Source organism: Silicimonas algicola, assembly GCF_003970735.1.
GTDB classification, from domain to species: domain Bacteria; phylum Pseudomonadota; class Alphaproteobacteria; order Rhodobacterales; family Rhodobacteraceae; genus Silicimonas; species Silicimonas algicola.
Genome location: NZ_CP034588.1, coordinates 1,923,283 through 1,936,342, shown reverse-complemented (window position 1 = coordinate 1,936,342; position 13,060 = coordinate 1,923,283). Strand labels below are relative to the sequence as shown.

Here is a 13,060-nt window from a genome sequence, read left to right as displayed (position 1 = left end):
AGATCTCCGCCTTCGGTGCCGTGCCCCCTTGTCGTCCCTGCGCCCCAAGACCCCGCTTCGCCTGCCGCCCTCGTCGCGCGCTGACTTCGACCGCGCGCCAGGCCCGTCGTCCGCCGGTCGCGCCGACGCCCGCGCGCTCGACCGGATCGGGCTCGAGACCGCCCTGTCGCAGCGCGTTCTGCCGATGGAGCGCGCCGGCTGGGTCACGCCCGTCGCCTGCACCGACATCGACGTCTTCACGCGGCTCGAGCCGGGGCTGACCGCGCGCCTCGGCCCCGTCGTGTTCCGGCGGAAAGCCGAACGCGACATCCTGGCCGAGATCGAGCGGTTGCGCGCGCCCTACCTCGCCCGCCGCGCCGAGACGCGCACGCCCGCCCGGGAAAGCTGCCGCGGCTGGTCGGGCGCCCGCACCGGCGCCATCGCCGTTCTCGTCGCGTCCCTCGGCCTTGCCGTGACCCTCGCCTGGCCGCGCGCCGCCGTCCTGGCGCTGGCGGCCTGGACGGCGCTGACCCTCGTCTCGGTCACGCTTCTCCGCAGCCTTGGCGCACTTGTCGAGTTCCGGCACGCACGCCGCATGGCGCGGACCTGGACCAGCCGGCGCCCTGATCCCCCGCTTGGCCCGCTGCCGCGCATCTCGCTTCTCGTGCCGCTCTACCGCGAGACCGAGATCGCTTCGCGCCTCGTCGAACGTCTCGGGCGGCTCGCCTATCCCCGCCACCGGATGGAGGTTTGCCTGATCCTCGAGGCGTCCGATACCGCGACCGCAGACGCTCTCGACGCAGCGAGCCTGCCGCCCTTCATGCGGGTCGTCCGCGTCCCTGACGGCGCCTGCCGCACCAAGCCCCGCGCGATGAACTATGCCTTCGACTTCACTCAAGGCGACATCGTGGGCATCTACGACGCCGAGGATCGGCCTGCCCGCGACCAGCTTCTGAAGATCGCCCAGGCCTTTTCGCGCGCCGGACCCGAGGTGGCCTGTCTCCAGGGCGTGCTCGACTTCTACAACCCCAGACAAAGCTGGCTGACGCGCTGCTTCACCATCGACTATGCCGCCTGGTTCCGCCTCGTGCTGCCCGGCCTCGTCCGCCTAGGGTTCGTCATTCCCCTGGGCGGCACGACCGTCTTCTTCCGCCGCGCGGCGCTCGAGTCCTTGGGCAGGTGGGACGCGCAGAACGTGACCGAAGATGCCGACCTGGGCCTCCGCCTCGCCCGCCACGGCTTCCGCTGCGCCTTCGTGCCCACGGTGACCGAGGAGGAGGCGACCGCCTCGGTCCCGGCCTGGATCAGGCAGAGGTCGCGGTGGATCAAGGGCTATTGGGTCACCTGGGCCGTCCACATGCGCGACCCCCTGCGGCTTCTCGGCGATCTCGGACCGCTCCGTTTCATCGGCGTGCAGATCCTGTTTCTCGGCACGCTCAGCCAATTCGTGCTGGCGCCCGTGCTGTGGTCGTTCTGGCTGATCGTCTTCGGGCTGCCGCACCCGCTGACGCACGTCGCACCGCCGGGCGTCGTGCCCGCCCTCGCCGCGCTGTTCTTCTTCTGCGAGGTCGCGACCATGGCGATCCTCGCAGCCTCTGTGGCGACACCGCGCGGGTCATGGCTGATAAAGTGGGTGCCGCTCATGCACCTCTATTTCCCGCTGGCCGCGCTGGCCTCGTGGAAGGGCATGGCCGAGCTGGTCACGCGGCCGTTCTACTGGGACAAGACGCAGCACGGGCTGACCGTTAACCGCAGCCGGCCTGCGTCTCAGGCTCACCTGTAGCGAAGGCCAGCCACACCCTACTCATGCATCGGGTCGTCCCGCTTCGCCGCCTCGTCGGCGTCCTGCCGCAGCCGCGCCTCGAAGGCCCGGCTGATGTGGCCCTTCAACACCTCGTAGGCCGCGTCGCCGTCACCCCGCGCGATGGCGTCGACGATGGCCGCGTGTTCGTCCATCGCGACCTGGCTGCGCCCCTTCGCCGAAAGCGACGTCGTCGCCATCAGCGCCATCGACCGATAGACGAGGTCGAGCTGCTGGACGAGATAACGGTTGTGGCTGGCCAGATGCACCTGCCGGTGAAAGCGCCGGTTGGTTCGCGCCAACGCCGCCGGATCGCTGACCCTCTCGCGGTCCTCGGCCACCATCTCGCGCAGAAGGTTCACCTCCTCGGCCGTCGCGTGCCGCGCCGCCAGTCGCGCCGACAGCGCCTCGAGCTCGGAGCGCACGACATAGAGTTCGGCCATCTGGTTGTGGTCGAGCGAGGCCACCACCAGCGACCGCCCGTCCCGTGCCAAAAGCGATTGCGTCTCGAGCCGCTGCAACGCCTCGCGAATGGGCGTCCGCGACACGCCGAAGCGGTCCGCGAGTTCGCTTTCCACCAGACGGTCGCCGGGACGATAGGTGCCCCCGTCGATCGCGTTCAGGATCATCTGGTAGGCGTCAGTCTGGCCCGCGCGGGTATCTGATGTCATGCCGTCTCCTCCGACGGGCGGACGTTACGGGACAGGCGCGGCCCGTGGCAACCTCGGGGCGGCCTGCGCGCGACGAAAACCGCAGGTTCCCTCGCCCACGCGCCCGCGCTACACCCGGCCCATGTCCCGCGACGCCTTTTCCCATGTCGAGACCTGGGTCTTCGACCTCGACAACACCCTCTACCCGCCCGAGGCGCGGCTCTTCGACCAGATCGAGGTCCGCATGACCGCCTGGGTCGCGCGCGTCCTGGGCGTCGACGAGGCGGAGGCCAACCGCGTGCGCACCGACTACTGGGCGCGCTACGGCACGACGCTGGCCGGCCTGATGCGCGAACACGGCGTCGATCCAGCGCCCTACCTCGAGGATGTCCACGACATCACGCTCGACCACCTCGTGTCGGACGCAGCCCTCGTCGAGGCCATCTCGCGGCTGCCGGGGCGCAAGATCGTCTACACGAACGGCTCCGAACCCTATGCCCGCCGCGTCCTCGCTGCCCGAGGCCTCGCGCCTCTCTTCGACGCCGTCTACGGGGTCGAGCACGCGGGCTTCCTTCCGAAGCCCGAACGCGCGGCCTTCGACGCCATCATCGCGCTCGACGGTTTCGTGCCGTCCCGCGCGGCGATGTTCGAGGACGATCCGCGCAACCTGGCCGAGCCGCACGGGCTCGGCATGATGACCGTCCACGTCGCCCCCCTGCCCGCGCCCGCCTCGCATATCCACCACCACACCGCCGATCTGGCGGCTTTCCTCGCGGCCCTCGCATGAGACACCGCGCCGCCTTTCCGGGCCTTCCACGCGCGCTAACCTCCACGCCATGACCGCGGCACAGCAGACGGACATCTTCATCTCCGGCGCGGGCCTTGCCGGCCTAGCCGCTGCCCTGGGCTTCGCGTACGCCGGGTTTTCGGTCGTGCTCGCCGATCCCACGCCCCCGCCGTCCGGCACCGCCGATCCGACGGCTGACCTTCGCTCGACCGCATTCCTCGCCCCGGCCCGCGCCCTTCTCGACGAGATCGGAGCCTGGGGACCGCTCGACGCCGACGCGATACCACTCGCGACGCTGCGCGTCGCGGACTGCGCGGGCGACCCGCCTGCCATCCGCACCGAGCGCGCCTTCACCTCGGCCGACCTGGGCCAGCCCGCCTTCGGGTGGAACCTGCCCAACTGGCTCACGCGCCGCGTCCTGACCGAGCGTGCGGCGTGCCACCCCGCCATCGACCTCCGTCTCGGCGCCGGCTTCGCCTCCATCCTCACCCGCGACCGCGAGGCGCTCGTCACGTTGAGTGACGGCGCGCGCCTCAAGGCCCGCCTCGCCATCGCCGCGGACGGACGCGCCTCACCGTTGCGCGAGGCGGCGGGCATCGGTGTCGAGACGACGCGCTACGGCCAGAAGGCGCTCGCCTTCGCCGTCACGCACGAAAAGCCGCATGAAAACGTCTCGACCGAACTCTACCTGTCGGGCGGCGCCTTCGTTCTCGTGCCGCTGCCGGACCATGAGGGAAGGCCCGCCTCGGCCGTGGTCTGGATGAACGACGGCGCCGAGGCGCTGCGGCTGCATGCGCTGGACGACGACGCCTTCGGGGCGGCCGCCACCGTGCGCTCCTGCGGCGTCCTCGGCCCGCTCACGCCCGTCACCGCCCGCGCCCTCTGGCCCGTGGTCACGCAACGCGCCACCGCGCTCACCGCCCGCCGCGTCGCCGTCATCGCCGAGGCCGCGCACGTCCTGCCGCCCATAGGCGCGCAGGGCCTCAACACCTCGCTCCAGGACGTGCGCACGCTCCTCGACCTGACCCGCGCGGACCCCTCCGACCTCGGTTCCGACGCGATGCTCGACGCCTACGCCCGGACACGCGCCCGCGACATCGCGGCCCGCGCCCGCATCATCGACCTCTACAACCGCCTTTGCCGCTCCGACGCCCCGCCGCTTCAGACGCTGCGGTCCCTGGGCCTCGCCCTCATCCACGACGCCGCTCCCCTCCGCCACGCCGTGATGCGGGCGGGCATGGGTGGCTGACGTCCTTCATCTTGCCTCAAATACGCAAATGACCCGGCCCACGCCGGGTCGGCGTTCACCCTAGGGCGCGGTCCAGGACACCTTCCAGCCGCGCAACGCTTGCGTCCACGTCCAGAAGCTTGTCGAGCCCGAAGAGCCCGATGCGGAAACTGCGGTAGTCCTCGCCCTCGCCCACCATCAGCGGCACGCCGGCCGCGATCTGAGCGCCCTCGGCGGCGAAGACCTTCCCGGTCTGGATCGCCGGATCGTCGGTATAGGACACCACGACGCCCGGCGCCTGGAAGCCCTCGGCCGCCACCGACTGGAAGCCCCGCGCCTCGAGCATCGCGCGCACCTTGCGGCCCTGCTCCCACTGCGCTTGGGCGAGCTTTTCGAACCCGATCGCCTTCGTCTCGACCATCGTGTCGCGGAAGCCCTTGAGCGCGTCCGTGGGCATCGTCGCGTGATAGGCGTGGCCGCCCGCCTCGTAGGCCTCCATGATCGACAACCACTTCTTGAGGTCGATGGCGAAGGACGACGAGGTCCGCTCCTTGACCCGCGCGACCGCCGCCTCGGACAGCATGACCAGACCTGCGGACGGCGAGGCCGACCAGCCCTTCTGGGGCGCCGAGATCAGCACGTCGACGCCGCAGGCCTTCATGTCGACCCAGACCGTGCCGCTGGCGATGCAGTCGAGGACGAAGAGCCCGCCCTCGGCATGGACCGCGTCCGACACCTTGCGGATATAGTCGTCGGGCAGGATCATCCCCGCAGCCGTCTCGACATGGGGCGCGAAGACCACCGCCGGCTTCTCGGCCGCGATCCGCGCCACGACCTCGTCCACGGGCGCGGGCGCAAAGGCCGAGCGCGGATCGTTGCCCGTGCGCCGCGCCATCATCACGGTTTCGTCCGACGGCAGGCCGCCCGCCTCGAAGATCTGCGTCCAGCGGTACGAGAACCAGCCGTTCCGGATCACCATGACCCGCTCGCCGCCGGCCAACTGCCGCGCGACCGCCTCCATCGCGTAGGTGCCGCCGCCGGGGACCAGCGCCACCGCGTCGGCGTTGTAGACCTCGCGCAGCATCGACGAGATGTCGCGCATCACGCCCTGGAAGGCCGCGCTCATGTGGTTGAGCGAGCGGTCGGTGAAGACGACCGAATATTCCAGAAGCCCGTCCGGGTCGATGTCCTGTCTCAGCGCTGTCATGGTGTCCTCCATTGACCTTGTGCCGGACCTAGCGCCGGGCCGGGACGGATGCAACGGCGCGGGCAGACAAGACCGCCCATTCCCGCATTGCATCCGCGCGTCATTTCGCTAGAAGCGCGCGTGAACCAGGGACCAGACCGACCGGAGGGGACAGAACCCATGCGCGTTTACTATGACCGCGATTGCGACATCAACCTGATCAAGGACAAGAAGGTGGCCATCCTCGGCTACGGCAGCCAGGGCCACGCGCATGCGCTGAACCTCCGCGACTCCGGCGCGAAGAACCTCGCCGTGGCGCTTCGTCCCGGCTCGCCCTCGGCGAAGAAGGCCGAGGCCGAAGGGCTGAAAGTCATGGGCATTGAGGAAGCCGCCGCCTGGTGCGACCTGATGATGTTCACCATGCCGGACGAGCTTCAGGCCAAGACCTATCGCGACCACGTCCACGACAATCTCAAGGACGGCGCCGCCATCGCCTTCGCGCACGGTCTCAACGTCCACTTCGGCCTGATCGAGCCCAAGCCCGGCGTCGACGTCATCATGATGGCGCCCAAGGGCCCCGGTCACACGGTGCGCGGCGAATACGTCAAGGGCGGCGGCGTGCCCTGCCTCGTCGCTGTCGACAACGACGCCTCCGGCAAGGCGCTGGAAATCGGCCTCTCCTATTGCTCCGCCATCGGCGGCGGCCGCTCGGGCATCATCGAGACCAACTTCAAGGAAGAGTGCGAGACCGATCTCTTCGGCGAGCAGGCCGTTCTCTGCGGCGGTCTCGTCGAGCTGATCCGCATGGGTTTCGAGACGCTGGTCGAGGCGGGCTACGCCCCCGAGATGGCCTATTTCGAATGCCTCCACGAGGTAAAGCTGATCGTCGACCTGATCTACGAGGGCGGCATCGCGAACATGAACTACTCGATCTCGAACACCGCCGAATACGGCGAATACGTCTCGGGTCCGCGCGTCCTTCCCTATGACGAGACGAAGAAGCGGATGAAGGAGATCCTGACGGACATTCAGACCGGCAAATTCGTCCGCGACTTCATGACAGAGAACGCCGTCGGCCAGCCGATGTTCAAGTCGACGCGCCGCATCAACGACGCCCACCAGATCGAGGAAGTCGGCGAGAAGCTGCGCGGCATGATGCCCTGGATCTCGAAGGGCAAGATGGTCGACCGCGCGCGGAACTGATCGGGTTTCATGGATTTTGAAAGGCCGGGCCAAGCGCCCGGCCTTTTGCGTTTGCTGTGATGGTTCGCGCCAGGGACCGCCCGACAGCGCCCTGCTTCCCTTACGCGAGCACCGTCGACGACCACGGAAAGGCGACCCTTGCTCGTACCAGCGTCGACGCCGAGCCCCGTGCCGATCAGCCGACAACACCCTTCGCGTCCCGGCAGGAAAGACGCCAGGCAAGCCCGGCAGGCGCAAAATCGACGGACACCTTCCCCCCTGTGGTTCTCTCAACCATGCCGGTTGTCACCGTGGAACCGAAACCGGACCGTCCCGGCTTTGCGACGGGCGGCCCGCCGCTCTCCAGCCAGGACAGCGTGAACTTGCGGCCGGTCGATGAATCCCCCTCCAACGTCCAGCGGATCGAGATGCGCCCGGTCTCGTTCGAGAGCGCCCCGTACTTCGCTGCGTTGGTGGCGAGTTCGTGGAGCGCCATTCCCAGCGCCTGGGTGGCATCGGGCGTGAGCGCGAGGGGCGGCCCGTCGACCTCGATACGCTCGCCGATCAGATCGCCGAGATGCGCAAGCTGGGACCGGGCGAGATCGGCGAGCTGCACCGTCTTCCGCGAGTTCCGGAACAGCAGGTCCTGCGCGGCCGCCAGCGCCTGCACGCGTGTTCTGAACCGCTCCATGAAATCGTCCGCGCCAGACGAGGCCGTGTGCCGTGCCATTGCCAGGACGAGGCTCAGCATGTTCTTGGAGCGGTGATCGACCTCGCGCATCAACAGTTGGTTCAGTTCTTCCTGATCCTTGCGGTCGGAAATGTCGTTGAACAGCACGGCGACGCGATGGTCCTCCGGCGAGTCGATCCGAAAGGCGTAGACGTTGAACCACCGCCCCAGCATCTGCGAGCGTTGCTCGAAGCGCACCGGCTCGCCCGTCCTCGCAACGCGCCCGTAGGTTTCATACCAATGGTCCTCAAGGTCCGGCGCCGCCTCGCGCAGCCACTGGCCGAGAATGGCCTCGGGGAACCCGGTCCGGTCGTAGAAGGCGGGGTTCGCCTCCACGACCCGGTAATCGATGCGTCCGTCCGGCGCGTCGAGGCGAAGCTCGAGAACGCAGAAGCCCTGGTCGATGGCGTCGAACAGGGTGCGATAGCGCGCTTCGCTCGCGCGGCGTTTCTCCTCCGCCTCCTTGCGCTGCGTCGTCTCCTGCACGACAGCCGCTACGCCAACATTCCGGCCGTCGACGCGCACCGGGAAGAAGTGCTCTTCCCAATGGCGCAGGCGTCCCGGTTCCGCTGGCGTCTCTCCGCTGATCTCGACCCCGTGCCAAGGCTATCCTGTCTCGAGGATTTCGCCCCATCGGCGGTAGAGCCTCTCGAAATCCACGAGATCCGGCAGGAGCTCGTCCGGCCGACGCCCGATGTGAACGTCGGAAGGCAGGCCGTTGATGCTTGCGAGCATGGGATTCACGTACTGGAACCTGAACTCGCTGTCCCAGACCCCGAGGCCGACGGGTGCGCCGCCGAACAGCGCCGCCAGGACGGCGTCGGCGTCGGTCGGCTCCTGTCCCGGGTGCTCTTGCTCGGGAATGGCGTGGGCAAAGCCGATCATGCGAATGGGCGTACGATCGGTATCGAATTCGACACGCCCGTTCTCGACGAACCAGCACTCTGCTCCTTTGGGACCGGCGTAGCGATGTCTCGACCAGTATTTGCCGTCGGGGGACGTCAGCGCGGCCGTGACGGCGGCCCGAAATGCCTCGCGGTCGGCGGGATGAACGGCCTTGGCCACATGTTCGAACGTCTCGGGCGCTCCTTCGGTTTTCGGCATCCCCGGATAATCGCTCGCGATGCGCTGGACCTTGTCCGCGCGGATGTCCCATTCGAAGACGCCCGTCGGCACGGCGTGAGGCGCGAGGTGGGCCTGCTCCGGCTGCCCGCCAACGCCTGCCGCAGCGCCGTGCTGCATCGAAAAGCCGGCGCGGGCTTGATCGGTGACGTCGATGTTGAGTCCGCGAATGACCCGGACGTTCCCGGCAGCGTCCCTGTCGATGACGCCTCGATCCAGCATGACGCGTACGGCGCCGTCTGGCCTCACGATCCGGAAACTATGGCTGTACGTCGTGAGGTCTGATCCGAGGTAGGTGGAGGTTTCCCCCTCGACCCGGACCCGGTCCTCTGGATGAACGAGCGCCGAGAACCCATCCTCCGCTGTGGGGGCCTGCTTCAGGCCGTAGAGGCGGATCAACTCGGGCGACCAGCTCAAGCGGTCGGCAGATGGCCACCATTCGTACGTTCCAGCCTGCCACGCGGATGCAAGCTCGTGACATGACTCCGCGACTGTCTTGTCCGCCGACATGTGAGCCCCCTCGCAAGATTGTTCGGGTTGAGCGAAATTGTCTCGCCAAGTGATCATATTGGGCGAGTTGCGGTTTCAAGTCCATAGAACGCTCTTGAATCGGGGATTCGGTCGTGAATCCGCGGCTGCAGGTCTGGGCCTCAGCCCCTTGTTCTACGTCGTCACACCGGAAACGCCGCCTCGAACTCCCCGAGGCCCGACCGCGAAAACACCACCGCCCGGCTCTCCCCGTCGCGCCTGATCCACCCGCCCCGCTCCATCCGGGCGAAGATCGCCCGCCCGAGCGACCCTGCGAGGTGGCTGCGTCTCTCGGACCAGTCGAGGCACTCGCGGCAGACCGGCGTCCGCGCCGTCTCGAGCGCCCCTACATCGACCCCGAGACCGCCGGCGAAAACCCGTCCCGCCTGCGACAGGACCAGCCCCTCCGCACCGACCTCGAGCAACCCGCGCGCGGCGAGGCTGTCGTACATCTGCACCCCTCTCCGCCCGGCGAGATGGTTGTAGCAGACCCGCGCCTCGCGCATCCCCTCGTCGCGGGGGCCCGGCCGTGTCCGCGTCAGCCCGTGGCTGTCGGCGAGGCCCATCAGCCCCTCGACCACCGCTGCGACCTCGGCCGAGGCGAGCGCGAAATACTTGTGCCGTCCCTGCTTGCGGACCGTCAGCAGTCCTGCATCGGACAGGCGCGCCAGATGCCCGCTGGCCGTTGGCGCCGTCACCCCCGCCTCGGCGGCAAGCTCGGCCGCCGTCAGCGCCTGGCCGCCCATGAGTGCGACCAGCATCGCCGCGCGACCCGGATCGCCGATGAGTGCGGCGAGGCGCGATATGTCGGGGCCTTCTCTCATGCTTCGGTCCTAGCCAAAGCATCCGCGCCGCACAACGGGATAGGCAGGGCGAACAATGGAAGGACACCCCATGCTCACCTGCGTCATCCGCTATCACATCGACCCGAACCGCCGCGAGGCCTTCGCGCAGTACGCCCGGACGTGGGGCCAGTGCATCCCGCGCTGCGGCGCCGACCTCGTCGGCTACTACGCCCCGCACGAAGGCTCTGCCACGCTCGCCTACGGCATCTACAACGTCGACTCTCTCGCCGCCTACGAGGCCTACCGCAAGAGGCTTGCGGAGGACCCGCTCGGGCGGCAGAACTACGACTTCGCCCGGTCCGAACGCTTCATCCTGCGCGAGGACCGCACCTTCCTGACGCTCGCGTCCGCCCCGCACGGAGACCCCGCATGATCGCCGTCATCTTCGAAGTCTGGCCGAAGGACGGCCACGTCGACACCTATCTCGACATCGCTGCCAGCCTTCGCGAGGAGCTGACGGGCCATCCGGGGTTTATCTCGGTCGAACGCTTCCGCAGCATCACCGATCCTGAGAAACTGCTGTCGCTGTCGTTCTTCGAGGACGAGGCCGCGCTGGACGCCTGGCGGCAGAGGCCGCGCCACCGGGCGGCGCAAAGCGCCGGACGCCACGAACATTTCGCCGACTATCGGCTGCGCATCGCCGGCGTGATCCGCGACTACGGCATGACCGAGCGCGACGAGGCGCCCCAGGACAGCCGCGCGCTGAACGGATGACCGACACACCCACGATCACAAGATCGAGCTGGATCTCGGTCCTCGCACTTGGCCTCGTCTGGGGCGCGTCGTTCCTGTTCATCGAGCTGGCGCTGGCGGGCATCGGCCCGTTCTGGCTCGCCTCCTCGCGCATCCTTCTCGCCGGTGCCGTCACCACGGCGGTCTGGCGCGCGCGGGGAGGCACATTCTACACCTCGCCCGCCCGCGCGCCGCTGCCCCTTCTCCTCGCGGTCGGCGCGATGAGCTCGGCCCTCCCCTTCATGGCGATAAGCTGGGGCCAGCAGGTGGTGACGTCGGGCTTCGCGGGCGTCTCGATGGCCGCCGTCGCGCTCATGGTTCTGCCTCTCGCCCACGTCTTCGTGCCGGGCGAACGCATGACGCTGCGACGCACGACAGGCTTCCTCGTCGGCTTCGCTGGCGTCGTCGTGCTGATCGGACCCGAAGCCATGGCCTCGACCGGTCGCCAGGGTGAAATCTGGGGCCAGCTTGCCTGCCTCGGGGCTGCCGCCTGCTATGCCGTCTCGTCGGTCCTGATGCGCCGCATCCCGCCCGTCGACCCGGTCGGCCTATCCGCCGTCACGCTCTGGATCGGCGGCGCTCTCGTCACGATCGCCGCGCTCTGGATTGAGGGCCTGCCCGGTGTCCCCGGCGGCAAGGTCATCGCGGTGCTTGTGACCCTCGGCCTCGTCCAGACGGCAGCGGCGAACCTGCTCAGGATCGTGGTGATCCGCTCGGCCGGGCCGACGTTCATGTCGCTGACCAACTACATGGTGCCTCTCTGGTCGGTCATCCTGGGCGTCCTGATCCTGAACGAAGAGGCGGAGCCGACGCTGTTTCGCGCCATGGCGCTGATCCTCGCCGGGGTCCTGCTGTCGCAGTGGGGCGCGCTCAAGCGGATGTTCGGCCGGGGCTGAGCCGGTCAGGCCGCCTCGACTGCGCGCACGACGTCGTCGATCACCTGCGTCAGGAGGCCATCGTCCTCGCACTCGGCCATGACGCGGATCAGGGGCTCGGTGCCCGACTTCCGGATCAGAAGCCGCCCGTGACCTTCCAGACGCGCCTCCGCCTCGGCGATTGCCGTCTTGACCGACACCGTGTCCAGCGGCGCGGCCCCCTCGGCGTAACGCACGTTCTTCAGCCTCTGCGGCACCGGCTCGAAGACCTGGCGCAGCGCGCTCGCGGGCTGGCCCGTGCGCTGCATCTCGGCCAGGAACTGAAGCCCGGCGAGAAGCCCGTCGCCCGTCGTCGCGTAATCGGTCATCACGATATGGCCCGACTGCTCGCCGCCCAGGTTGAAGCCGCCCGACCGCATCGCCTCGACGACATAGCGGTCGCCCACGGCAGTCCGGCGCAACTCGAGCCCCTTGCCCTGCAGATAGCGTTCGAGCCCCAGGTTCGACATGACCGTCGCCACCAAGGCGCCGCCCTTCAGACGCTGCTCGCTGGCCCATCTGGCCGCGAAAAGGCCCATGACCTGGTCGCCATCGGCCACGCGGCCGTTCTCGTCGAGGATCATGATGCGGTCCGCATCGCCGTCGAGACAGAGCCCCACGTCCGCGCCGTGCGTCACGACCGTCTCGGCGGCCAGGCGCGTGTCGGTCGAGCCGCAGCCCGCGTTGATGTTGGTGCCATCCGGCGTGACGCCGACAGGAATGACCTCGGCGCCCAGTTCCCACAGCACCTGTGGCGCCGCGCGATAGGCCGCGCCGTTCGCGCAATCGACCACCACCTTCAGCCCGTCCAGCGTCAGATCCTGCGGAAAGGTCGACTTCACCCGCTCGACATAGCGGTGCAGACCGTCGTCGATCCGCTTGGCCCGGCCGATGTTGCCGGCATCGGCAGGTTGGATCTCGCCCGCCATGATCGCCTCGATCTCGGACTCCGCCTCGTCGGACAGCTTGAAGCCGTCCGGCCCGAAGAACTTGATGCCGTTGTCCTCGTGCGGGTTGTGGCTGGCCGAGATCATCACGCCCACATCGGCGCGCATCGACCGCGTCAGAAGCCCAACGGCGGGCGTCGGCACGGGGCCGAGCAGAAGCACGTTCATGCCCGTCGAGGTGAACCCCGCGGTAATCGCGTTCTCGAACATGTAGCCCGACAGACGGGTGTCCTTGCCGATGACAACCCGGTGCGCGGCCGAGCCGTCGCGCCGGAAATAGCGTCCAGCCGCCGCGCCGAGGCGCAGCGCCGTGTCGGCGGTCATCGGGAAGGAATTGGCGCGCCCGCGCACGCCGTCGGTTCCGAAAAGCTTGCGTACCATTGTCTCACACACCCCAGCGACCTGATCCTGAGGCGTGTCTAGCATGGC

13 protein-coding genes are annotated in these 13,060 nt (G+C 68.6%); 7 read left to right on the top strand and 6 right to left on the bottom strand.

What is annotated here, in order from left to right:
* Nucleotides 1–28 precede the first annotated feature (28 nt).
* Nucleotides 29–1,762, top strand: coding sequence for a glycosyltransferase (locus EF888_RS09585; protein WP_241239861.1), 1,734 nt, complete (start codon nt 29–31; stop codon nt 1,760–1,762).
* Between the two features lie 17 nt (nt 1,763–1,779).
* Here the strand turns inward: EF888_RS09585 and EF888_RS09580 are convergent, their stop codons facing one another.
* Complete coding sequence (locus EF888_RS09580) at nt 1,780–2,451, bottom strand: GntR family transcriptional regulator (protein WP_109758788.1); 672 nt, start codon at nt 2,449–2,451, stop codon at nt 1,780–1,782.
* A 121-nt stretch (nt 2,452–2,572) separates the two neighbouring features.
* On the opposite strand from EF888_RS09580, the gene EF888_RS09575 reads away from it, so the two are divergent.
* On the top strand, nt 2,573–3,217 hold the full coding sequence (locus tag EF888_RS09575) for a pyrimidine 5'-nucleotidase (RefSeq protein ID WP_109758787.1): 645 nt from the start codon (nt 2,573–2,575) through the stop codon (nt 3,215–3,217).
* 49 nt (nt 3,218–3,266) lie between these two features.
* Nucleotides 3,267–4,466 (top strand): FAD-dependent monooxygenase, encoded by a 1,200-nt coding sequence (locus tag EF888_RS09570; protein WP_109758786.1) that lies wholly within the window; start codon nt 3,267–3,269, stop codon nt 4,464–4,466.
* A 55-nt stretch (nt 4,467–4,521) separates the two neighbouring features.
* Here EF888_RS09570 and EF888_RS09565 read toward each other — a convergent pair whose 3' ends face one another.
* Nucleotides 4,522–5,652 carry an aminotransferase class V-fold PLP-dependent enzyme gene (locus EF888_RS09565; RefSeq protein ID WP_109758785.1) on the bottom strand — a complete coding sequence of 377 codons (1,131 nt, stop codon included), beginning with the start codon at nt 5,650–5,652 and terminating at the stop codon, nt 4,522–4,524.
* Between the two features lie 159 nt (nt 5,653–5,811).
* Here EF888_RS09565 and ilvC point away from each other — a divergent pair, with 159 nt between their 5' ends.
* Nucleotides 5,812–6,834 carry a ketol-acid reductoisomerase gene (gene ilvC, locus EF888_RS09560; RefSeq protein ID WP_109758784.1) on the top strand — a complete coding sequence of 341 codons (1,023 nt, stop codon included), beginning with the start codon at nt 5,812–5,814 and terminating at the stop codon, nt 6,832–6,834.
* A 175-nt stretch (nt 6,835–7,009) separates the two neighbouring features.
* Here the strand turns inward: ilvC and EF888_RS09555 are convergent, their stop codons facing one another.
* From EF888_RS09555 to EF888_RS09545, 3 genes are all read right to left on the bottom strand, one after another.
* On the bottom strand, nt 7,010–8,068 hold the full coding sequence (locus EF888_RS09555; protein WP_109758783.1) for a sensor histidine kinase: 1,059 nt from the start codon (nt 8,066–8,068) through the stop codon (nt 7,010–7,012).
* A gap of 81 nt (nt 8,069–8,149) precedes the next feature.
* A complete protein-coding gene (locus EF888_RS09550) occupies nt 8,150–9,082 on the bottom strand; it encodes a PAS domain-containing protein (protein WP_164721637.1) in 933 nt (310 codons plus the stop codon).
* A 254-nt stretch (nt 9,083–9,336) separates the two neighbouring features.
* Complete coding sequence (locus EF888_RS09545; RefSeq protein ID WP_109758781.1) at nt 9,337–10,017, bottom strand: ArsR/SmtB family transcription factor; 681 nt, start codon at nt 10,015–10,017, stop codon at nt 9,337–9,339.
* A 70-nt stretch (nt 10,018–10,087) separates the two neighbouring features.
* Between EF888_RS09545 and EF888_RS09540 the strand changes: the two genes are divergently transcribed.
* The 3 genes from EF888_RS09540 to EF888_RS09530 are packed head-to-tail and all read left to right on the top strand — an operon-like array spanning nt 10,088 to nt 11,666.
* Nucleotides 10,088–10,411, top strand: a complete 324-nt coding sequence (locus EF888_RS09540; protein WP_109758780.1) for an NIPSNAP family protein — start codon at nt 10,088–10,090, stop codon at nt 10,409–10,411.
* Entirely contained in the window at nt 10,408–10,752 is a 345-nt protein-coding gene (locus tag EF888_RS09535; RefSeq protein WP_109758779.1) for an antibiotic biosynthesis monooxygenase family protein, read from the top strand. Before EF888_RS09540 ends, EF888_RS09535 begins: the two co-directional genes overlap by 4 nt.
* Complete coding sequence (locus EF888_RS09530; protein ID WP_109758778.1) at nt 10,749–11,666, top strand: DMT family transporter; 918 nt, start codon at nt 10,749–10,751, stop codon at nt 11,664–11,666. Before EF888_RS09535 ends, EF888_RS09530 begins: the two co-directional genes overlap by 4 nt.
* A 5-nt stretch (nt 11,667–11,671) precedes the next feature.
* Here EF888_RS09530 and glmM read toward each other — a convergent pair whose 3' ends face one another.
* The gene (gene glmM, locus EF888_RS09525; RefSeq protein WP_109758777.1) at nt 11,672–13,012 is read right to left on the bottom strand and encodes a phosphoglucosamine mutase; all 1,341 of its coding nucleotides are present in this window, start codon (nt 13,010–13,012) and stop codon (nt 11,672–11,674) included.
* Nucleotides 13,013–13,060 lie beyond the last annotated feature (48 nt).

Bases quoted from the DNA above. Each gene is read 5' to 3' on its own strand.
- EF888_RS09580 (WP_109758788.1), bottom strand. From the start codon at position 2,451: ATGACATCAGATACCCGCGCGGGCCAGACTGACGCCTACCAGATGATC.
- glmM (WP_109758777.1), bottom strand. From the start codon at position 13,012: ATGGTACGCAAGCTTTTCGGAACCGACGGCGTGCGCGGGCGCGCCAAT.
- EF888_RS09575 (WP_109758787.1), top strand. From the start codon at position 2,573: ATGTCCCGCGACGCCTTTTCCCATGTCGAGACCTGGGTCTTCGACCTC.
- EF888_RS09570 (WP_109758786.1), top strand. From the start codon at position 3,267: ATGACCGCGGCACAGCAGACGGACATCTTCATCTCCGGCGCGGGCCTT.
- EF888_RS09530 (WP_109758778.1), top strand. From the start codon at position 10,749: ATGACCGACACACCCACGATCACAAGATCGAGCTGGATCTCGGTCCTC.
- EF888_RS09545 (WP_109758781.1), bottom strand. From the start codon at position 10,017: ATGAGAGAAGGCCCCGACATATCGCGCCTCGCCGCACTCATCGGCGAT.
- ilvC (WP_109758784.1), top strand. From the start codon at position 5,812: ATGCGCGTTTACTATGACCGCGATTGCGACATCAACCTGATCAAGGAC.
- EF888_RS09535 (WP_109758779.1), top strand. From the start codon at position 10,408: ATGATCGCCGTCATCTTCGAAGTCTGGCCGAAGGACGGCCACGTCGAC.
- EF888_RS09565 (WP_109758785.1), bottom strand. From the start codon at position 5,652: ATGACAGCGCTGAGACAGGACATCGACCCGGACGGGCTTCTGGAATAT.
- EF888_RS09540 (WP_109758780.1), top strand. From the start codon at position 10,088: ATGCTCACCTGCGTCATCCGCTATCACATCGACCCGAACCGCCGCGAG.